This is a genomic window from Paraburkholderia terricola (genome assembly GCF_003330825.1).
In the GTDB taxonomy this organism is placed as follows: domain Bacteria; phylum Pseudomonadota; class Gammaproteobacteria; order Burkholderiales; family Burkholderiaceae; genus Paraburkholderia; species Paraburkholderia terricola.
Genome location: NZ_CP024942.1, coordinates 2,672,427 through 2,693,907, shown reverse-complemented (window position 1 = coordinate 2,693,907; position 21,481 = coordinate 2,672,427). Strand labels below are relative to the sequence as shown.

The window sequence follows — 21,481 nt, the reverse complement described above, 5'->3', positions numbered from 1 at the left end:
ACATGGCGCGCCCGACCCAGGCTCATGCCTGCTCGCGAATCAACGCATGGCTAGCCGCGTCCGCCACCCGGTCCGCATGATACGAGGACCGCACCAGCGGACCGGCCACCACCTCGCGAAAGCCCATCTTCAAACCCGCCCCGCGCCACGCGGCAAACTGCTCGGGCGTCGCATACCGGCGCACCGGCAGATGAAAACGCGACGGCGCGAGGTACTGGCCGAGAGTCAGAATATCGACACGATGCGCGCGTAAATCGCGCATCGTGTCGAGCAATTCGTCGTCGGCTTCTCCAAGGCCGACCATCAAACCCGACTTCGTCAATACCGACGCGTTCGCCTCTTTCACACGCGCCAGCAATTGCAGCGAGCCGCGGTAATCCGCGCCGGCGCGCGCCGCCCGATACAGCGACGGCACCGTTTCGAGGTTGTGATTGAAGACATCCGGCCACGCTTGCGAGAGCGCGGCCAAGGCCCGCTCGACACGGCCACGAAAATCCGGCGTCAGCACTTCGACCCGGATGCCCGGCATGCGCTCACGCAACAACGCGACGCAGCGCGCAAAATGCGCGGCGCCGCCGTCGCGCAAGTCGTCGCGATCCACCGAGGTCACGACGACATAGCGCAAGCCGAGCGCCGCGACCGCATGGGCGAGGCGTTGCGGCTCCTCGTCATCGAGCGGCGCGGGGCGGCCGTGCGCGACGTCGCAAAACGCACAACGCCGCGTGCAGATGCCGCCCATGACCATGAAGGTGGCCGTGCGTTGCGCGAAACACTCGCCGATGTTCGGACACATCGCCTCCTCGCAAACCGAATGCAAGCGGTGTTCGCGCAAGACCGCCGCAATGCCGGCCACCGTCTCGCTCATCATCGGTTTCGCGTGCAGCCACGAGGGCTTCGGCAAGACTTCGCCGTCGGACACCGGCACGATCTTCACCGGAATCCGCGCGAGCTTCTCGCCGCTGCGCTTGCCGTGCTGACCGAGCGCGGTAACGCTATCGCCATGCAGTGCGGCGCTCATGATCAACGTCCCAGAAAATCGTCGAGCAGGCGATTGACCTCGGAGGCCGCTTCCATCTGCACCATATGCCCCTTGCCTTCGAGCACATGGACGCGAATGTCGCCCTCCAGGCCTTGCGCATGCGCGGCCGGAATGATCTGATCGTCGGCGCCCCAGATCACCAGCGTGCGAGGCGCAAGCTGAGCGAGCCGGTCGCGATAGCGCGTGCGCTGCACGTTGCCGTCGAAAGCCTCGGATGCGATCTTGCGCAGCGTGTCGTTCACACCTTCGAGCCGCTTGTACTTGACGATATCCTCCACCAGTTGACGCGTGACGAGCGCCGGGTCGGCAAAGAGTTTCATCAGATGCGGCTTGAGCGCATTGCGGCTGCTGCCCTCGGCAAAGCCGGCGAGGTAGTCGCCGTTGATCTCCTCGCCCAGCCCCGCGCCCGCGATCAACGCCAGCGAAGCGACGCGTTGCGGTGCTTTCGCCGCCACCGTCATCGCGACCAGCGCGCCCATCGAATGCCCGATCAGATGCGCGTTGTCGATGCCGCGATCGTCGAGGAACGCGATCACGCTGTCCGCGAGTTCATCGGCGCTGCCTGTTTCGACCGCCTTGCCGGACTCGCCGTGGCCCGGCAAATCGAGCGCCCATACGGTGCGATGCGCGGCGAGGTCCGCGTGATTGAACAACCAGTTGTTCAGATCGCCGCCGAAGCCATGAATCAGCACCGCGGGCGTGCCGCCTTCGCCGAGTTTCAGATAGCGCACGGTGCGCCCGCCGATTTGCGCCTTCTCCGGTTGCGGGCCGCTCTCGCCCGCTTCCGCGCTGGCCGGCACGAAGTCGCGCTGGAACGCTTCCACCGCCGCGTCGATTTCCGCGTCCGGCGTTTGCGCGTCGGCCACCACGGCGAGCAATGCGCCGATCGGCAGCGTGTCGCCCTCTTGCGCGACCTGCCGCCGCAAGATGCCGTCGAACGCGCACTCGACGCCGGACGAAATCTTGTCGGTCTCCACGTCGAGTATTTCGTCGCCTTTCGCCACCTTGTCGCCGACGTTCTTGAGCCAGCCGTTGACTTGCCCCTGCTCCATCGACAAGCCCCATTTGGGCATCGTGATCATATGAATCGGCATCGCTTAACCTCTCACTTTCAGAACGGCTTCGGCGATCTGCTGCGCCGACGGGATATACATGTCTTCGAGCACGCCGGCAAACGGCGTGGGCGTATGCGGCGCGGTGACCATTTCGATCGGCGCCTTCAGCGAGTGAAACGCGCGCTGCGCAATCAGCGCGGAGATGTCGGTCGCGATAGAGCAACGCGGATTCGCTTCGTCGACCACCACCACGCGCCCCGTGCGAGCGGCGCTCTCGAGGATCGTTTCCTCATCCAGCGGCGAGGTGGTGCGCAGGTCGATCACGTCGACCTCGATGCCGTCTTTCGCGAGCTTCTGCGCGGCCTCGGTGGCGTAATGCACCATGCGTCCATACGTGACGATGGTGGCGTCGTCGCCGTCGCGCACCACGTTGGCCTCGCCGAACGGAATCGCATACGACTCTTCCGGCACGTCGCCTTCGCGGCCGTAGAGCAGTTTGTGCTCGCAGAAAATCACCGGGTCGTTGTCGCGGATCGCCTGAATCAGCAGCCCTTTCGCGTCGTACGGCGTGGACGGGCACACCACTTTCAGGCCGGGAATGTGCGTGAACAACGAAGTCAGCATCTGCGAATGCTGGGCCGCCGCGCGCAAGCCCGCGCCCTGCATCGCGCGAATCACGACGGGCGTCACCGCCTTGCCGCCGAACATGTAGCGGAACTTGGCGGCCTGATTGAAGATCTGGTCGAAGCACACGCCCATGAAGTCGATGAACATCAGCTCCGCCACCGGCCGCATGCCGCATGCGGCCGCGCCCACCGCCGCGCCGATATAGCCGCCTTCGGAGAGCGGCGTGTCGAGCACGCGGCCCGGATATTTGTGAAAGAGGCCCTTCGTCACGCCGAGTACGCCGCCCCACGCGTCCTGTTCGCCGGGCGAGCCTGCGCCGCCCGCGTTGTCCTCGCCCATTACGATGACGGTTTCATCGCGGGCCATTTCCTGGCTCAGTGCTTCGTTGATTGCCTGAGAGAATGTGATCTTGCGTGCCATGTCTGTCTCCTGTCGGCCGGAGTTAGCGCTTTAGCGCTTACTTCGGCCCCACGCAAAGCGAGTCGACAGGAGTTAGCGCTTCAGCGCTTACTCCTGTCCCACGCGTCGCGAGTCTCATAAAAAAAAGGTTGGCAAATCGCTTATGTGCAACGCGTGCGTTAGGGATACGACACGTAGACGTCGCTCAACAAGTCCTCCGCGGTCGGCAGCGGCGCGGCCTTGGCCTGCGTCACCGCGCTGTCGATCAGCGTCTTGACCTCCGCGTCGACGCCCCGCAACTGATCCGCCGAAAGCATCTCCGCGCGCACCACGCGCTCCTCGAACCGCTTCAGGCAATCTTTCTCGTCGCGCAGCTTTTGCACTTCGCCCGGCGCGCGATAGGTTTGCGCGTCGCCTTCGAAATGGCCGAAATAGCGCGAGAACTTCACTTCGACGAGCGTCGGTCCGCCGCCGTGACGCGCGCGTTCGATCGCTTCGCCAAGCGCCTCGTGCACCGCGAAGAAATCGAAACCGTCGACGATCACGCCCGGCATGCCGAAGCCGCTCGCGCGATCCGCGATGTTGTCGGTCGCCACCGACCACGTCGACGAAGTCGCTTCCGCATAACCGTTGTTCTCCGCGACGAAAATCGCCGGCAGGCGCCATACCGAAGCCAGATTCATCGACTCGAAAATCACGCCCTGATTCGACGCGCCGTCGCCGAAAAAGCACACGCCCACGCCGCCCGACTTCTTGTACTTCGCCGCGAGCGCCGCGCCGCAAATCAGCGGCCCGCCCGCGCCGACGATGCCGTTCGCGCCGAGCATGCCCTTCGACAGATCGGCGATATGCATCGAGCCGCCCTTGCCGTGGCACACGCCGGTCTTGCGGCCGTAGATTTCGGCCATCATGCCGTGGACGTCGACGCCCTTGGCGATGCAATGGCCGTGGCCGCGGTGCGTGGTCGCCACATAATCCGCGTCGTTCAGATGCAGCATCGTGCCGACCGCCGACGCCTCCTCGCCCGCGTACAGATGCACGAAGCCGGGAATTTCGCCGGTGGCGAATTCCACATGCAGACGCTCCTCGAACTCGCGGATCGTGCGCATCATGCGATACGCCTTCAGCAGTTCGTCCTTGCTCAAATCACTCGAAACCGACATGGTGTGTCTCCTTTCAGTTAACAGCCTTCGTTTGCTTGCCGACCAACCCCTACTTGTGATGCGCGGCCACGTTCGCCACCTCCCGCACGAGTTGCCGCGACGCCGAATAACGCAGCGTGCGTTCGACGTCGACGGTGAGCGGTCCGTCCCAGTCGAGCGCGATTTCATAACGGTCGCCGCGCTCCAGTTCGATTTCGCGCTCGCCGTCGAAGGCGAGCGTGCCGTGCTCGGTGTCGAGCGGCATCCAGACGCCGACTTCGAAGCGCTCGCAGGTGCGCATGAACACGCGCTCGACGCGGCCAGGCGCGATCGGCGCGACGATCGGCACGCCGATCGCGCCGATGGCACCGACTCCGCCAGGCCGCGCGAAGCGCAAATGCAAGCCGTGCGATGCGGTGCGTTCGACCGGCGCCCACGCGCCGCCGATCGACGACAAGCCGATGCCGTCAGGCGAGGCGAAGGTGAGAAAGAGCGCTTCGATATCGGCCGGATCGGACACGGCTCGCGCGCCCACGAAACGCTGGCGGCTCACGCATACGTCGACCAGCGCGATTTCCTCGCGACCGCGATTCGGCCCGTCGACACAACGCACCACGAGGCGCTTGTTGCGCATGAGCGCCACCTCGGCCGGCACCGCGCCCGAGGCGACCAGGGCGCCGGCGAGGCCCGCGACGGTCGCCTCGCGCAGATCGGGAAACGCGTTGTTGGTGCCGGTCGACAAGGTCAGCAACGGCACCTTGCCGCAATGCGCGGCGACCGCGCGATGCGTGCCGTCGCCGCCGAGCACGGCGATCAGTTCGACGCCCGCTTGCAGCATCGCCGTGACGCCCGCGTGCGTGTCGCTCACGCTGTCGGTGATCGGCTGCTCGATGAACTCGACTTGCGGCCAGCGCTGTTGCGCGGCGACCGCCGCATGCGTGTCGAGCGCGCGCAGCAGCAACGCGGCGACGCCGGTCCGATCGCGCAGCGTCAGCACGCGGTCCACGCCGAGCACGCCGAGTCCCGCGAGCAAGCGCACGACCATGTTGGCTTTTTCAGCGGTCGGAAACACCGACGCATACGTGGTGAGGCGGCGAATGTCGCGACCCGAGGCGGGGTTCGCGATCACGCCGACGGTGACGGGTGATGGCACTGGGCTTGTCTCCTGCCCGCGTCGTGCGCGGACTCGTAATTGGAAGCGCCGTGTTCGAGCAACGGCGCTTGTATCGTGCGGAGAACACTGCAAGGCCTGTGCCAATTTTCGCGGCGAACAGTGAATGTGCCGGAAAGTGCCTTGTTTAAAGGGCTAAAAGCGAACGTCGCGTATTCGACGCCGTCGAAAAACGCCGTGCAACGCAACCTGGGCGGCGTCTCAAGGCCAGGCATTGCGACGATGCGAACGCGAACCCGCGGCCTGCACACAACCCGCAAAACCTTTCCACGCCTGAACGCCACGCATGACAGGCGTGATACCTGCCGTCTCAAGCGCGTGTGAGACGAACGTCTCACGCGTCTCGCGTGCTGCATTGCAGTGTGATTGATGAAGCCGGATGTGCTACAAGAACAGCCTGTACTCACTGGCGTCGCTCGACCGGAGCCGACCATGCCCTACGTTTCGCAGACCCAGCATATCGACCGCGTGCGCGGCGCCATCGAAGGAAGGCTGCCCGCGCCCGCCGATTCCGCGCGCCTCGTCTCGTCGTGGCAGCGATCGTTCGAACAGTACCGGCTCGATCCCGGCGCCGTGATCGGACCGCGTGTGCTGACGTCGGCGGAATTGCGCGAGGTGCAAGGCAGGCAGGAAGCGTTTTTGCGGGCTTCGGGCCAGTGCCTGACGCGCCTGCACGACATGATTCGCGTGGCCGACTATTGCGTGATGCTCACCGACGCGCACGGCGTCACCATCGATTACCGGATCGACCGCGAGCGCCGCGGCGACTTCAAGCATGCGGGGCTGTACATCGGTTCGTGCTGGTCGGAGCGCGAGGAAGGCACCTGCGGCGTGGCGAACGTGCTGACCGATCTCGCGCCGATCACCGTGCACAAGACCGATCATTTTCGGGCAGCCTTCACGACGCTCACCTGCAGCGCCGCGCCGATCTTCGCGCCGACCGGCGAGATGATCGGCGTGCTCGACGCGTCGGCGGTGCAGTCGCCGGATAACCGCGACAGTCAGCGGCTCGTGTTCCAACTCGTGCGCCAAAGCGCCGGCTTGATCGAGGACGGCTACTTCCTCAATCAAACCACGCAGCACTGGATCCTGTTCGGCCACGCGAGCCGCAACTTTGTCGAGGCGCAGCCCGAAATACTGATCGCCTTCGACGAATGCGGCAACCTGGTCGCCGCCAATCGCAAGGCGCGCGAATGCATTCCGGCGCTGAACGGCCCGCGTCATATGGACGAAATCTTCGATACCTCCGACGTGCATCTGCATGACGTGGCGCGCACCGATGCGATTGTCGGACTGCGTCTGCGCGCAACCGGCTCGACGCTGTACGCGCGCATTCGCGCGCCGCTCAAACGCGTCTCGCGTGGAACCGCCGGCGTGGCGGACGGCGTCGCGGGATCGCCGCATTCGGCTTCGCGCAAAGAGCCGCCGATCGGCGCGCTCGGCCGTTTTCTGCACAGCGCGGACCCGCGCATCGCGCGCAACGCGGCGGTGGCGTTGCGCATCATCGGCAAGCGGCTGCCGATTCTGATTCTCGGCGAGACCGGCGTCGGCAAGGAGGTATTCGCGCACGCGCTGCACGATGCGGGCGCGCGGCGCACACGGCCGTTCATCGCGGTGAATTGCGGCGCGATCCCCGAGTCGCTGATCGAGAGCGAACTGTTCGGCTATGTGCCCGGCGCGTTCACCGGTGCGCGCAGCCGCGGCGCGCGCGGCAAGATCGCGCAAGCGCATACCGGCACGCTGTTCCTCGATGAAATCGGCGATATGCCGCTCAATCTGCAAACGCGCCTGCTGCGCGTGCTGGCCGAAGGCGAAGTCGTGCCGCTCGGCGGCGATGCGCCCGTGCGCGTGGATCTGGATGTGATTTGCGCGACCCACCGCGATCTTGCGGGCATGGTCGCCGAAGGATCGTTCCGCGAGGATCTCTATTACCGGCTAAGCGGCGCGAGCCTCGCGATGCCGCCGTTGCGCGAGCGCGCGGATATTCGCGACGTGATCGAAGCGGTGTTCGACGAGGAAGCGCGGATGGCCGCTCACGTGCTCACGCTCGATGCGCGTCTAGCCGACCGGCTGGCCGCGTTTCACTGGCCGGGCAATATTCGCCAGCTACGCAATGTGCTGCGCTACGCCTGCGCGGTTTGCGATTCTTCCCGCGTGGAGTTGCGGCACGTCGCGCCGGATATCGCGGCGCTGCTGGAGCCTGACACCGCGAGCAATCTCACGCTGATGCACGCGAAGCCACTCGCCAACGCACTCGCCAACTCCCAGGACGACCCGCGCGACGAGCGCGCCCGGATCGTCGACGCGCTGACGCGCCATCAATGGCGGCCCAACGCCGCCGCCCAGGCGTTGGGTATTTCGCGCGCGACCTTGTACCGGCGCATTGCGAAGCTCGGCATCGTCGGACCGCATCGCGGTTGATCCTCGCGCTCGATCTTCGTGCTTGCCCCTCACCGACGAGCCATTGCTTGCGCACGCCATCGCCGGTTTTTTTAGAGACTTGTTGATAACGATTCGCATCTACTTTAAGCTTCGGCATCTTTCACTTCCCTTGTACGTTGCTACATCTTCCTTGCTGCGTCCTCGCGCGGGTTGGCGTGCCGTCTCTCCTGACACATGCGTTTTCTGCGAACTTCCGCGCTCCCTGGCCGCCACGGCCGTCATCGTCGTTTTCACATTGGCCTGCGGGCCGCCTTGCTGATGTGCACCGCCACGGCGCACGCGGCGATGGCCGCCACGCCCGATGCCGGCGGCGACCCGCCGTCCAACCCGCAAGAACTGCCCGCGGTGTCGGTGCATGCGTCGCCGGCGGTCGAGCCCACGGCCGGTTACCGGCCGCTCACCAGCGAGACGTCGAGCGGCATCGAGCGCAAGATCAGCGAGATTCCCCAGTCGGTCGCGGTCGTCAGTTCGAGCGTGATGCAGGACCAGCAGGCACGCAGTCTCGACGACGCGCTCGGCAACGTCAGCGGCATCACGCAGACCAACACGCTGGGCGGCACGCGCGACGCGTTCCTGAAGCGCGGCTTCGGTTCGAATAACGACGGCTCGATTCTCGTCGACGGCATCCGCTCGCCGATCCTGCACAACTATCTGGCGACGATCGATCGCGTCGAGGTATTGAAGGGCCCGGCTTCGCTGCTGTACGGCATTCAGGAGCCCGGCGGCGTGATCAACATGATCACGCGCAAGCCGGAGGACACGCTGCAAGGCTCGGTCTCGGCAACCTACACCAGCCACCGCGGCAGCGGCACCAGCTTCGACCTGACCGGCCCGATCGGCCAGCCGGGCCAGGTCGCGGGCGGCACGCTCGCGTTTCGCCTGACCGGCGAGTACAACACCGCGCGTTACTGGCGCAGCTTCGGCCGCCAGCGCGACGCGCTGATCGCGCCGTCGCTGTCGTGGCACGATGCGAATACGTCGATCGACGTGAGCTATCAATATGTCGACTACACGACGCCGTTCGACCGCGGCACGGTGCTGGTCAACGGCCATCCCGACGACGCGCTGCGCTACACCCGCTATGAAGAAGCGTGGGCGCAAAGCTCGGGCTTGCAGGAGACGCTGCGGGCGAAGCTGGAACATCGCTTCTCCGATCAATGGCGCATGCGCGCCACCTACGGATGGAGCCGCGACCGCTACGATCAGTACCTGACGCGCGCGAGCGCATTCAACAGCAGGACCGGCATCATGAGCCGCTCGTCGGATGCGAATCTCGGCCGCAACGATGCCGACGAGATCGCGACGATCGGCGCGATCGGCGATCTGAACCTCGCGGGCATGCGCCACGAAGTCTATGTGGGCGGCGAGTACGAACGCCAGCGCTCGTTCCGCGGCGACACGATCCGCGGCAAGGCGGTGTCCGGCTTCGATCTGTTCGACCCGGTCTACGGCAGGCTCGCCGCGGGCGGCACGCCGAGCGCCACGCAAAGCGACAGTCTGTCGAAGGTCCACACCTACTCGTTGATCACGCAGGACACGGTGCATCTGACCGATCGGTTGATCGCCGTGGCCGGCGTGCGCTGGGAAAACTGGCAGCAGCTTTCGGGTGTCGGGCGGCCGTTCGTCGTCGCGGACCATTCACATGGGCAAGTGTGGCTGCCGCAATTCGGCCTGGTTTATAAGCTGACCCCGGCCTTGTCCGCCTACGCGAACTTCAGCAAGTCGTTCGTGCCGAACGTCGCCACCGAGGTGAGCGAGCCGCTCTCGCCCGAGCGCGGCCGGATCTATGAAGCCGGCCTGAAATTCGACCTGAAGCCCGGCATCACCGGCACGCTCGCGGTCTATCAGATCGACAAGAGCAACGTTGCCGTGACCAACGGCGACGTCACGTCGACCATCGGCAGCGCGCGTTCGCGCGGCGTCGAACTCGACGTGGCCGGCCAGTTGACGCGGCACGTCAGCCTGATTGCCAGCTACGCGTACACGAACGCCACCGACCGCGACGACGGCACGCGCCTCGCCAATGCCGCGCGCCATACGGGCAGCGTGTTCGCCGTGTACGACACGATGCTGCCGTATCTGCCGGGGCAATGGCGTTTCGGCGGCGGTGCGCGGCTGGTCGGCCGGCGCGCCGGCGACACCGCCAACAGCTTCACGCTGCCGGGCTATGTGGTCGCGGATCTGTTCGCCGCCTACGAAACGAAGCTCGGCAAGATTCCGACACGCGTGCAACTCAACGTGAAGAACGTGTTCGACAAGACGTACTACCCGTCGAGCAACAGCAATCTGATCATCGCCGAGGGCGAGGCGCGGCTCGTCATGCTGAATACGACGTTCTCGTTCTGAGGCGGATGTCGTGACGGATGGCTGGCCGACGGCCTTGCCCAAGCGCGGGCAGCGAAGCGGATGGATGCCGGTTGCGTGTGGTATTTTGCAGGGCCGATCAGGCCGCGCGCATCCGGCGCTTCGCCGCTGACTACCCGCATCCGCTCCGTCAATTCGAATGAACCTTGCAGACACCGAGTCGACCGCCGCCGCGCCGGCGCGCACCTCGCCGTGGGCGCTCCTCTTCATCTTTCTGCGTCTCGGACTCACCTCGTTCGGCGGTCCGGCCGCGCACCTGGGCTATTTCCGCGACGAATTCGTCAAGCGGCGCCGCTGGCTCGACGAACACACGTTCGGCGACATCGTCGCGCTGTGCCAGTTCTTGCCGGGGCCGGGCAGCAGCCAGGTCGGCATCGCGATCGGCTGGCTGCGCGGCGGACTCGGCGGCGCGTTGGCCGCGTGGCTCGGCTTCACGCTGCCCTCCGTCGTGCTGCTCGTCGGCTTCGCGTATGGCTTCACGCATCTGACCGACGCAACCTCGCTGCATCTCGTGCACGGACTCAAGCTGGCGGCGGTGGCGGTGGTCGCGCAGGCGGTGTGGTCGATGGGACGCACGCTGTGTCCCGACCGCGCGCGCGCCACCTTTGCCATCGGCGCGGCGGCGGCGGTCGTGATGCTCGGCGCGACCTACGGACAGCTGGCGTCGATTGTCGTAGCCGGCGTGGCCGGCGCGGCGTTCCTGAAGACGTCCACCGAAGTGCCGGGCGCGCCGCTCGGCATGCCCGGCACGAAAGCCGGCGCGTTCGTCTGTCTGTGCGCCTTCGTGCTGCTGCTGTTCGGCCTGCCCGCGTTGGCGGCATCGCTGCGCGTCCATGCGCTCGACCTGTTCGCGGCTTTTTATCGGGTCGGCTCGCTGGTGTTCGGCGGCGGTCACGTGGTGCTGCCCCTGCTGCAAGCCGTGGTCGTGCCGCGCGGCTGGCTCTCGACCAATGAATTCATGGCCGGCTATGGCGCGGCGCAAGCGGTGCCGGGTCCGCTGTTTTCATTCGCGGCCTTTCTCGGCGCGGCCAGCAAGGGTCAGCCGTCGGGCATTGGCGGCGCGCTGATCGCGACGGCGGCGATCTTTCTGCCCTCGTTCCTGCTGGTCGGCGCGGCGCTGCCGCTATGGGGGCAACTGCGGGCGTTCGCCTCGATGCGCCGGGCGATGGCCGGCATCAACGCGGCGGTGGTCGGCATTCTGCTCGCCGCGCTCTACGATCCCGTATGGACGAGCGCGGTGCATGGCGGCGCGGACTTCGTGCTCGTGCTGATCGCGTTGCTGCTGCTCGGATGGTGGCGCGCGCCGTCGTGGGCCGTGGTGCTGATCACCACCGCGCTCGCCTGGTGGGTCGCTTGAGGCGGCGGCGAACGCATGCCGATTGCTCGTTTGACGCTAACGGATAGCGCCGGGGCGGGCGCGGAATCTGCTACTCGATAGAACCGTCGATCGCGCTCGCGCGGCACCGCGAAAGCGGGATAAACGCGCATCGACGGCTCACTCGGCGACCGGCGGCGCTTCCTGACGGGCAGCCCGCTTCGTCCGTCGAATCGAACAAGGGAGAAAACGATGACCCTGGTCATTTACCTGCTCGGCTGGATCATTCTGATCGGCGGCGTGTCGTGGGGATTGCTGGCGCTGCATGTCGCCCAGCATACGATTGCGATCGTGGCGGTCATTCTGCTCGGCGTCGCGGTGATCACCGGCGCCACCCGTGCACGCAGCCGCGACCGCTCCTAGCGGCCGGCGCTTTTGCCCATGTTTTTGCCGACGTGCGCGCCATGTCGGCCGACATGGCGCTCGCACCGGTCGGAGCATGGGCCTGCGGATTACCGTTCCGTTATCCGTGCACCCCTCGCAACTGACCTTCACACGCCTGAATCACGAAACCCGCGTCGCACGCTTGCCGTCACGCGTAAAGACGCGCGCCGCTTCCGGCGAGGCGGCGCCGGCCTCGCGCAAGCCCTTCACGCGCGCGCCGAGATATCGCGCGAGACGCCACCCGCGAATCGCCAGCAGGCCCCACAGCGAATTGACGGTTCGCACGGTCCATGCGGTGGACGCCTCGCCGCGCGACCAGTAAGCCTTGAAGCGTTCGTTTCCCACGCCGAAATCGAGATCGAAGCCATTGTCGAACGCCCATTTGACGCATGCCTCGACCGCGACGAGGCCAGGGCAGCATCGACCGTAGTACGGGTCGTAACCGGCAAAGATCGCGCTTGCCCAGGGGTTGCCCACACTGACGATGATCGCGGCCACCGGCGCTTCGTTCAGCGTGACCACGATCAGGCGCGCCATCGAAGGCACGTCGGGCGAATGGATCAGCTTGGCCAGAAAACACTCGTACTCGGGCGAATCGAGCCACGCGCTACGCTTGCCGACGCGATCGCTCCAACTGCGTTTGCAGTTGAGCATCCATTCGACGATGGACGCGGTTTCGCTCTCCTCGGCCGGATCGACGACGCGCACGGCCACCTTGCCTTCCCTGGACAAGCGTTTCGCAAAGCCGCCGGGCCGCTTGCCGAACAAGGTGCCGAGCGTGCGGCAATAGTCGTCCCAGCCGTTCCGCTCGCCCCGGCCGCGCAGTCTCGCGGCAAACGCGTTGTGGGCCTCGGCAAACAACACGCTGCGTTCCCGCGACACGAGCGTGTACAGCTCGAGCGTCTCCCGCACGTATTGCAGATGGATGAAATCGGCGCCGCAGCGTCGGCGCGCGGTGTCCCACGCGCCGGCAATCAAGGCCGGCGCCGCTTCGCCGTCCCGCACGAGCACGCTCGTGTAGTCGCCGCCTTCGGGCCCGAGCGGCACGAGGTACGTCCAGAGCGCGCGTCTGCACGTCTCCAGCGGCCAGATCATGACCAGTTGCCCGCCCTCGCGGCACACGATGCATTTGAGCCTGCGGCCATGCGGCTTCGACACGTGCCGCCATGCCAGCCAGCAATAGCTGAACGACTGATAGTAGTGGCCGTGCGCCCTCGACCACAGCACGTCCCATTCGTGCTGCAACGCGCGAAATGCGGCTTCGTCGCCGATGACCTCGTAGCGCCGCGCTGTCCGCGCCGCGTGCGCTGGCTGCATGGTTCTCTCTCCCTATCGACTCACGACAAGCCGGGCCGCTTTCGTTGTCCGCGCCCGGTCGATGCGAAGGCACGCCAGCGTGGATCGAAACCGATGAGACGAGCATGCACTGAGCGTGTGCCGCGGTGTGTGCGCCGCCGCACGCTGACCCACGCCGGACCGGCGCTCGCACCCGAAGCTGTTATTCTTCCCACTCTTCCGACCGTCACCTGGTCGCCTGCCGTCCATGAGCGGCATCCCCAAGCGGCGCGCTCACGCGCCCGGCATCCGAGAGACAGGAATTTGCATGTTCGGTTTTCTGCGCGGCTATTTTTCCAACGACCTCGCCATCGACCTCGGCACGTCGAACACGCTCATCTACATGCGCGGCAAGGGCATCGTGCTCGACGAGCCCTCGGTGGTCTCGATCCGTCAGGAAGGCGGACCGAACGGCAAGAAGATCATTCTCGCCGTCGGCAAGGAAGCCAAGCAGATGCTCGGCAAGGTGCCGGGCAACATCGAGGCGATCCGCCCGATGAAGGACGGCGTGATCGCCGACTTCAACATCACCCAGCAGATGATCAAGCGCTTCATTCAGATGGCGCATGAATCGCGAGTCTTCGCGCCGTCGCCGCGCATCGTCATCTGCGTGCCGTGCGGGTCGACCCAGGTGGAGCGGCGCGCGATCAAGGAAGCCGCGCACAGCGCCGGGGCCTCGCAGGTGTATCTGATCGAGGAGCCGATGGCCGCGGCCACCGGCGCGGGCTTGCCGGTCTCGGAAGCCACCGGCTCGATGGTGGTCGACATCGGCGGCGGCACCACCGAGGTCGGCGTGATCTCGCTCGGCGGCATCGTCTATAAAGGCTCCGTGCGCGTGGGCGGCGACAAGTTCGACGACGCGATCGTCAACTACATTCGCCGCAACTACGGCATGCTGATCGGCGAACAGACGGCCGAGTCGATCAAGAAGCAGATCGGCTCCGCGTTTCCCGGCTCCGAAGTCAAGGAGATGGAGGTCAAGGGCCGCAACATGTCGGAGGGGATTCCGCGCAGCTTCACGGTATCGAGCAACGAAGTGCTCGAAGCGCTGACCGATCCGCTCAACCAGATCGTTTCCGCCGTGAAGATCGCGCTCGAACAGACGCCGCCTGAACTGGGCGCCGACATCGCCGAGCGCGGCATCATGCTGGCGGGCGGCGGCGCGCTGCTGCGCGATCTGGACCGGCTGCTCGCCGAGGAAACCGGCCTGCCGGTGTTCGTCGCCGAAGCGCCGCTGACCTGCGTGGTGCGCGGCTCGGGCATGGCGCTCGAACGCATCGACAAGTTCGGCGGCGCGTTCTCTTACGAGTGAAGGCCGCGAGGCGGCCAGCCTCGATAACTTGATCTCTCTCGCGCGCGCCGATTTTTTCCACGGCGCGCGCGAACTTATACTCCGTACTCCCGCGAGCGCACTCGCGCTTCATTTCCGCAGCGGAGCAGCCATGTCCGACACCCAACTCGCCCGCTCGAACGGCGGCATGGTCACCAGCCCGCACGGGTTGGCGAGCGAGGCCGGCCGCGACGTCTTGCGCGCGGGCGGCAATGCGATCGAAGCCGCGATTGCGATCGGCGCGGCGCTCTGCGTGACCTATCCGCATTTCACCGGCTTGGGCGGCGACGCCTTCTGGGTGATCGGCGATGGCGACGGCATGCTGCGCACGCTGTCGGGCATCGGCCAGGCCGCCGCCGAGTTGCCGGCGCAGACAACCTCGCCCGGCGCGATTCCCTTGCGCGGAGCGGCAGCGGCGCTCACCACGGCGGCCACCGTCGATACATGGGCGCAGGCTTACGAGATCAGCAAAAACGCATGGGGTGGCGAGCAGTCGTGGTCGTCGCTGTTCGATCGCGCGCTCGGCCATGCAAGCGAGGGTTTCCCTGTCACGCCCTCGCAGCATTTCTGGCAAAGCCTGCGCGCCGACGAATTGCGCGCGCTGCCCGGCTTCGCGGCGACCTTCGCCCCGACCGGCGTGATCCCCGCGATCGGCGAGCGCTTCGCGCAGCCGGCGCTCGCCCGAAGCCTCGAACGCATTGCCCGCTTCGGCGCGCGCGAATTCTATAACGGCGAACTCGCGGAGCGCATTGCCCGCGGCTTGCAGCAGGCCGGTTCGCCATTGAGCGCGAGCGACCTCGCGAGGACCCGCGCGCGCGACGAAGCGCCATTACGCGTGCCCTATCGCGGCGGCGAACTGGTGAGCCTGCGCCCGCCCACCCAAGGCGTGACCACCTTGCAGATCATGGGCACGCTAGCGCGCTTCGACCTTGGCGCGATTCCCGAAGGCAGCGCCGATTACTACCATCTGCTGGTGGAAGCGGTGAAATGCGCGTTCGTGGATCGCGACCGTTTCGTGTCCGACCCGGAGTTCAACGACGTGCCGGTCGACCACATGTTGTCGCCGGCCACGCTCGACGCGCACGCGCGCTCGATCGACCTGCGCGCGGCGCGTGCATGGCCGCATGTTTTCCGTCCGGGCGACACCGTGTTCATCGGCGCGACCGACCGCCACGGCCGTAGCGTCAGCGTGTTGCAAACGGTGTATTTCGACTGGGGCAGCGGCGTGGTGGCGGGCGACACCGGCATTCTGTGGCACAACCGCGGCGCGTCGTTCAGCACGCACCCCGCGCATCACAACGCGATCGAGCCCGGCAAGCGGCCGTTCCATACGCTCAATCCGGGCATGTATCTGCAAGACGGCCGCCCGCGCTTGCTGTTCGGCACGCAAGGCGCCGATGGTCAGCCGCAAACGCTGGCCGCGGTGCTCACGCGCCTGATCGATTACGGCATGGACCCGCTCAGCGCCCTCGCCCGTCCGCGCTTTCTGCTCGGCAAGACCTTCTCCGATACGCGCGACGCGTTGAAGCTCGAAGAGGACGCCGGCGCCGATGTATTCGCGGCGCTCGCCGCGCGCGGTCACGAGGTGAGTGCGATCGCGGCGCAGAGTCCGTTGGCGGGTCATCCAGGCGTGATTCGAATCGAGCCGGATGGATGGGCCTCGGGCGCGCATGATCCGCGCAGCGATGGGCGCGCGCTCGGCGTGTAGCTCGGCGTCCAGCAACCGCGGCGTTCAGGCTTCGCGCCGGCTGGCTCAACCCAGCGTGAAACGGTCGCGCGTCGTGACATAGTCGCTCGCGCCGAAGCGGCCCACCGGAAAGTAGTGCTGCAAACGCACGCGCCACGTCCCGGTATCGATCAGTTCATCGCGTGCATGCAGCCGATGCACCCGGCCGATGAAAATCTGCCGGCTGGCCGTTTCCAGCGTCTCCCATGTGGTGCATTCGAAGGCCACCGGCGCTTCGGCGATGCGCGGCGGCGCGACGTGCGTGCTCGGCACCGGCGTCAAGCCGACCGCGGCAAGCTCGCTCACATGGGGCGGCAACCGCTCGCCGCAGCGATGCATTTTCTCCGCGATCGCTTCGTCCGCGAGATGCACGACGAATTCGCCCGTGCGCACGATATTCACGGCGGTGTCCTTCAGCGTGCCGTCGGCCACGCGGTTGACGCTGATCATCACGATCGGCGGTTCCTCGCCGAGCATGTTGAACATCGAAAAAGGCGCCGCGTTGATGGTGCCATCCGCGCCGAGCGTGGTGACGAGCGCGATGGGACGCGGCACGATCAGGCTCGCCATCAGCTTGTAGCGCTGGTATTCGGTGATCGCTGCGAAATCGATTTCCATGTTCGTGGCCTAGGTTTGAGTCGCGTGTCCGGCGATGCCGAGCAACTGGCCGAGGCTCTTTTCGCCGCGCATCCGCGATGTTTCGATGCGCTCTTCGAGGTGGCGCAAATGCGCTTCCATATGCGCCATCGCGCCCGCCGCGTCGCGCGCTTCCAGGCAAGCGACGATTGCCGCATGTTCCGCGTGCTCGCACGGCGCATTGCCGGGCGGTTCATATACGCCGAGGATCAGCGAGCAGCGCGAGACCAGTTCCCTCAGGTAGTTCTGCAAAATCGAATTGCCCGCCAGCGTCGCGATCTGCATATGAAAGCCGCTGGCGAGCGTCGCCCATGACGGCTGATCGAAGCGATGCATCGCCTCGTGCTCGCTCGCGAGTTGCTGGCGCAACGCCTCGATGTCTTTCGCGCTCGCGCGCTGCACCGCGAGCTCGACCAGCATCCGCTCGACGGAGCGCCGCGCTTCGAAAATCTCGCGCGTTTCCTCCGGCGTGGGCTCGGCGATGACCGCGCCCTTGTTCGGACGCAGCACGACGATGCCGTCATACGCGAGCTTTTCCAGCACGCGCCGCACCACCGCGCGGCCCACGCCGAATAGGTGGCACAACTCGGGCTCCGGCAGCTTGGTGCCCGGCGTCAGACGATGATTCAGCACGCCGTCGAAGATCGATTGATAGATGCGCGCGTCGACGTCCGCGTCGTCTTTCGGCGCTTTCCTCGCGGCGGCCGCGCCGGCTTTCGCGCTCATGCAAGCGCGGCGCGCAGCGCGCCGTCCCGCTCCAGTTGATCCATGTGCCGCGCGATCGCGCCTGGCGTGGTGAACCAGACGTCGCCTGTGCTGCGCGCCGCGGCGATATGCTGGAGTGCGCGGCGCAAATGCCGCAAGCGATACGGCTGCCCCACCAGATAAGGATGCAGCGCGACGCCCATCACCAGCGCCTGCGGCTGCGCGCCGCGATTGGCCTGTTCGAGCATCTCGTCGAACTGGTCGACGATCATGTCGGCGAACGCGCGGCCATCCATGTGACGGCCCACCATCATCGGCAAATCGTTGAGTTCCTGCGGATATGGAATCGACCAGAGCGGCGCGCCGCGCGTTGTCATGCGCACGGGGCGGTCGTCGTGGCACCAGTTCAGCGTGTAGCGGTAGCCGGTTTCGGCGAGCAGGTCGGGCGTCGAATGCGACTCCGAGATCCACGGTGAGAGCCAGCCGTCTGGAGGCATGGCGGATTCTGCCGCGATACGTTCGCGGCAATGCAGAAGCAACTCGCGTTCGCCGCTTTCGTCGAGGTCGCTCTGGCGCTGGGCGTTCGTGTGGCCGTGGCCGATCAACTCATCGCCGCGCGCCACGCAAGCCGCGATCAGTTCGGGACAGTGATCGTAGAGCGCGGTGTTGATGAGCGTGCCCACGGGCAGATCGAGTTGGTCGAACAGTTCGATGCAGCGCCACGCGCCCACGCGATTGCCGTACTCGCGCCAGCTATGGTTGAGCACATCGGGTTGCGGCGAGACTGGGCCGAGCGCGGCGCCGAGCCCTCCGCCGAAAGCAAAGTGCTCCAGGTTGAAGCCCAGATACACCGCGAGTCCACTGCCGTCGGGCCAGCGGAACGCGTCGCTGTCCGTGATCGGCCGGTAGGCAAAGCGGCCGTGCGTGGCAAGCAAGCGATGCGCGCGGCTCGCGGCTGCGGGCACATTCCGTGTGTCGTTCATTTGAAGAAGCCGAGGGATGACGAAAAGCGACGCGGCGCGCCACGGATGAACCGGCTTGGCCGGTTCATGCCCCGCGACGGACCGAAGACGCACCGTGATCGCGCAAAACAATCCCGCCGATCGCTAACGATCGACGCCGCGGATCGTGTGCAATATGTGAGCCAACTCGTAGACGTTAGGCGCACCGCGCGTTTGCAATCGACGCGCGCGCCGAGGCAACGGATGGCACATGTCTTGCATTTGCATGGCTTCGCTTAAGGCTCCGCGTCGCGTCGACGCTTGCCTGCTCCGCGCCGTTTATGAGGACACCGCCTTCATGAGTCAACCTGCTTCGACCGTGCTCGAAACCAAGGCCGCCGACATCGAACTCGTGCACGTGTCGAAGCAGTACGGCGACGCGCTCGCCGTCGACGCGATCGATCTGCGCATTGCGGGCGGCCAGTACTGCTGCCTGCTGGGCCCATCGGGCTGCGGCAAGACCTCGACGCTACGCATGATCGCCGGGCATGAATCCGTCAGCGAAGGCGACATTCTGATCGCGGGCCGCAATGTGACGCGCGCGGAACCGGCGGCCCGCGGCACCGCGATGGTGTTTCAGAACTATGCGCTGTTTCCGCATCTGAACGCGCTCGACAACGTGGCGTTCAGCCTGAAGATGCGCGGCGTCGCGAAGGACGTGCGCCGCAAGCGCGCGGGCGAATTGCTCGAACTGGTCGCGATGTCCGCGTATGCCGAACGCAAGCCGGCGCAACTCTCCGGCGGCCAGCAGCAACGCGTGGCGCTCGCGCGTGCGTTGCTGAATCAGCCCGGCTGCCTGCTGCTCGATGAACCGCTCTCCGCGCTCGACCCGTTCCTGCGTGTGCAGATGCGCGCCGAACTCAAGCGCTGGCAGAAAGAACTCGGCATCACGTTCGTGCACGTCACGCATTCGCAGGAAGAAGCGATGGCGCTGGCCGATCTCGTCGTCGTGATGAGCCACGGCCGCATCGAACAGAGCGGTACGCCGCATGAAGTATTCAACCGTCCGCGCACCGAATTCGTCGCGCGTTTTCTCGGCGGTCACAACGTCTTCAACACCAATGGCCGCTTGTTCACCGTGCGCGCCGATCATCTGCGGGTCGTGCCGCATGGCGTGACGCCGGTGCAGGCGGCGAGCAGCGACGGCGGCCTGGCTCGCATCGGCGGCGTGCCCTGCACGGTGCGCGAAGCGGAGTACCAGGGCACGCATTTGCGCATGACGCTCGATCCGCTCGACGGTTCGCCCGAACTGGTCTCGCTCGTGAGCGACGGCGACTATGACCCGGCGCGGCTCGGGCCGCAGGCGCGCGTGGTGGTGTGGTGGAACGAAAAGGACGCGCATCCGCTGGCGGCATGAGCGTCGAGCGGCAGCGCCGCGACGCGGCGAACAACGTCCGATCGGGAACCACAAGCAAACGACAAGCGAACGTCAACTGAGGAGAAAGCAATGAGTGAAGCGAACGAGAGCCCGGCAGCGGCCGCAGTGGATGTCAAGGACACAGGCCTGTCGCGCCGCACGTTCATCAAGGGCGCGGTGGCGGCGGCCGGCATTGCCGGCTTTCCCTACGTGCATGCGCAGGAAAAGATCACGTTGCGCTATCTCGGCACGGCGGTCAATCAGAGCGCCGACATCGCGAGGAAATTCAAGGAGGACACCGGCATCGAGATTCAATACGTGCCCGTGACCACCGACGACGTCGCCAAGCGCATCATCACGCAGCCCAACTCGTTCGATATCGTCGACACCGAATATTTCGCGCTCAAGAAGCTGATTCCGGCCGGCACGCTCGCGGGCATGGACGCGAAGCGCATCAAGCTCGCCGACAAGATCACCCCCGTGCTCACGCGTGGCGAAGTGAACGGCAAGAAGATCGGCGACCAGGGCACCGCGCCGAAAAAGGTCATGTTCCTGACCGGCCCGCGCTCCACCGAATTCTCCGCGACGCCCACCGAATGGATGACGCTGATCCCCACCACGTATAACGCGGACACGCTCGGCATTCGCCCCGACCTCATCAAGCGGCCGATCGACAGTTGGGCCGAACTGCTCAATCCGCAGTTCAAGGGCAAGGCCGCGCTTCTGAACATTCCCGCGATCGGCATCATGGATTCGGCCATGGCGATCGAGGCGATGGGTCATGTGAAATACGGCGACAAGGGCAACATGACCAAGGCCGAGATCGACCAGACCATCAAGATCCTGATCGAAGCCAAGCGCGCGGGCCAGTTCCGCGCGTTCTGGAAGGACTTCAACGAAAGCGTGAACCTGATGGCGTCCGGCGAGGTGGTGATTCAGTCGATGTGGTCGCCGGCCGTGACGAAGGTGCGCACGATGGGCGTGGCCTGCAAGTTCCAGCCGCTCAAGGAAGGCTATCGCTCATGGGCGTCGGGTTTCGGGTTTCCGCGCTCGCTGCAAGGCAAGAAGCTCGACGCCGCCTATGAGTTCGTCAACTGGTTCCAGAATGGCTGGGCGGGCGCCTACCTGATGCGCCAGGGCTATTACTCGGGCGTGCTCGAAACCGCGAAAGCGCACATGCAGCCGTATGAGTGGGACTACTGGATCGAAGGCAAGGCGGCGGCCAAAGACATCAAGGCGCCGGACGGCCAGTTGCTCGAAAAAGCCGGCGCCGTGCGCGACGGCGGCTCGTACACCCAGCGCATGGGCGCGATTGCGTGCTGGAACGCGGTGATGGACGAGAACATCTACATGGTTCAGAAGTGGAACGAGTTCATCGCGGCCTGATGAAGAG

17 protein-coding genes are annotated in these 21,481 nt (G+C 65.9%); 8 read left to right on the top strand and 9 right to left on the bottom strand.

What is annotated here, in order from left to right:
* Window positions 1–22: 22 nt before the first annotated feature.
* The 5 genes from lipA to CUJ90_RS30680 form a co-directional block, all read right to left on the bottom strand.
* Window positions 23–1,018, bottom strand: coding sequence for a lipoyl synthase (gene lipA, locus CUJ90_RS30700; RefSeq protein ID WP_073428380.1), 996 nt, complete (start codon window positions 1,016–1,018; stop codon window positions 23–25).
* A gap of 2 nt (window positions 1,019–1,020) precedes the next feature.
* Window positions 1,021–2,133 carry an acetoin dehydrogenase dihydrolipoyllysine-residue acetyltransferase subunit gene (locus CUJ90_RS30695; protein WP_073428381.1) on the bottom strand — a complete coding sequence of 371 codons (1,113 nt, stop codon included), beginning with the start codon at window positions 2,131–2,133 and terminating at the stop codon, window positions 1,021–1,023.
* Between the two features lie 3 nt (window positions 2,134–2,136).
* Entirely contained in the window at window positions 2,137–3,141 is a 1,005-nt protein-coding gene (locus tag CUJ90_RS30690; RefSeq protein WP_073428382.1) for an alpha-ketoacid dehydrogenase subunit beta, read from the bottom strand.
* A gap of 158 nt (window positions 3,142–3,299) precedes the next feature.
* Window positions 3,300–4,283, bottom strand: coding sequence for a thiamine pyrophosphate-dependent dehydrogenase E1 component subunit alpha (locus CUJ90_RS30685; protein ID WP_114164545.1), 984 nt, complete (start codon window positions 4,281–4,283; stop codon window positions 3,300–3,302).
* 49 nt (window positions 4,284–4,332) lie between these two features.
* On the bottom strand, window positions 4,333–5,415 hold the full coding sequence (locus CUJ90_RS30680) for an ATP-NAD kinase family protein (RefSeq protein ID WP_114164544.1): 1,083 nt from the start codon (window positions 5,413–5,415) through the stop codon (window positions 4,333–4,335).
* Window positions 5,416–5,865: 450 nt separating this feature from the next.
* Between CUJ90_RS30680 and CUJ90_RS30675 the strand changes: the two genes are divergently transcribed.
* The 4 genes from CUJ90_RS30675 (at window position 5,866) to CUJ90_RS32965 (ending at window position 11,977) form a co-directional block, all read left to right on the top strand.
* On the top strand, window positions 5,866–7,854 hold the full coding sequence (locus CUJ90_RS30675) for a sigma-54-dependent Fis family transcriptional regulator (RefSeq protein WP_073428385.1): 1,989 nt from the start codon (window positions 5,866–5,868) through the stop codon (window positions 7,852–7,854).
* Between the two features lie 306 nt (window positions 7,855–8,160).
* Window positions 8,161–10,221 carry a TonB-dependent siderophore receptor gene (locus CUJ90_RS30670; RefSeq protein WP_227470612.1) on the top strand — a complete coding sequence of 687 codons (2,061 nt, stop codon included), beginning with the start codon at window positions 8,161–8,163 and terminating at the stop codon, window positions 10,219–10,221.
* A gap of 157 nt (window positions 10,222–10,378) precedes the next feature.
* Window positions 10,379–11,596 (top strand): chromate efflux transporter, encoded by a 1,218-nt coding sequence (gene chrA, locus CUJ90_RS30665; protein WP_073428386.1) that lies wholly within the window; start codon window positions 10,379–10,381, stop codon window positions 11,594–11,596.
* Between the two features lie 210 nt (window positions 11,597–11,806).
* Entirely contained in the window at window positions 11,807–11,977 is a 171-nt protein-coding gene (locus CUJ90_RS32965; RefSeq protein ID WP_167363278.1) for a hypothetical protein, read from the top strand.
* Between the two features lie 141 nt (window positions 11,978–12,118).
* Here CUJ90_RS32965 and CUJ90_RS30660 read toward each other — a convergent pair whose 3' ends face one another.
* Window positions 12,119–13,315 (bottom strand): GNAT family N-acetyltransferase, encoded by a 1,197-nt coding sequence (locus tag CUJ90_RS30660; protein WP_073428387.1) that lies wholly within the window; start codon window positions 13,313–13,315, stop codon window positions 12,119–12,121.
* A 286-nt stretch (window positions 13,316–13,601) separates the two neighbouring features.
* On the opposite strand from CUJ90_RS30660, the gene CUJ90_RS30655 reads away from it, so the two are divergent.
* Together CUJ90_RS30655 and CUJ90_RS30650 are read left to right on the top strand one after the other, a co-directional pair.
* Entirely contained in the window at window positions 13,602–14,645 is a 1,044-nt protein-coding gene (locus CUJ90_RS30655) for a rod shape-determining protein (RefSeq protein WP_073428388.1), read from the top strand.
* 130 nt (window positions 14,646–14,775) lie between these two features.
* Window positions 14,776–16,371 carry a gamma-glutamyltransferase family protein gene (locus CUJ90_RS30650; RefSeq protein WP_084561384.1) on the top strand — a complete coding sequence of 532 codons (1,596 nt, stop codon included), beginning with the start codon at window positions 14,776–14,778 and terminating at the stop codon, window positions 16,369–16,371.
* 45 nt (window positions 16,372–16,416) lie between these two features.
* Here the strand turns inward: CUJ90_RS30650 and CUJ90_RS30645 are convergent, their stop codons facing one another.
* The 3 genes from CUJ90_RS30645 to CUJ90_RS30635 are packed head-to-tail and all read right to left on the bottom strand — an operon-like array spanning window position 16,417 to window position 18,713.
* Window positions 16,417–17,007, bottom strand: a complete 591-nt coding sequence (locus CUJ90_RS30645) for a flavin reductase family protein (RefSeq protein ID WP_073428389.1) — start codon at window positions 17,005–17,007, stop codon at window positions 16,417–16,419.
* A gap of 9 nt (window positions 17,008–17,016) precedes the next feature.
* On the bottom strand, window positions 17,017–17,751 hold the full coding sequence (locus CUJ90_RS30640) for a GntR family transcriptional regulator (RefSeq protein ID WP_073428390.1): 735 nt from the start codon (window positions 17,749–17,751) through the stop codon (window positions 17,017–17,019).
* Window positions 17,748–18,713: a polysaccharide deacetylase family protein gene (locus CUJ90_RS30635; RefSeq protein WP_073428489.1), complete on the bottom strand. Its 966-nt coding sequence runs from the start codon at window positions 18,711–18,713 to the stop codon at window positions 17,748–17,750. Before CUJ90_RS30635 ends, CUJ90_RS30640 begins: the two co-directional genes overlap by 4 nt.
* 316 nt (window positions 18,714–19,029) lie before the next feature.
* Here CUJ90_RS30635 and CUJ90_RS30630 point away from each other — a divergent pair, with 316 nt between their 5' ends.
* Both CUJ90_RS30630 and CUJ90_RS30625 read left to right on the top strand, forming a co-directional pair.
* Window positions 19,030–20,088: an ABC transporter ATP-binding protein gene (locus CUJ90_RS30630; RefSeq protein WP_073428490.1), complete on the top strand. Its 1,059-nt coding sequence runs from the start codon at window positions 19,030–19,032 to the stop codon at window positions 20,086–20,088.
* 90 nt (window positions 20,089–20,178) lie between these two features.
* Complete coding sequence (locus CUJ90_RS30625; RefSeq protein ID WP_073428391.1) at window positions 20,179–21,474, top strand: ABC transporter substrate-binding protein; 1,296 nt, start codon at window positions 20,179–20,181, stop codon at window positions 21,472–21,474.
* Window positions 21,475–21,481 lie beyond the last annotated feature (7 nt).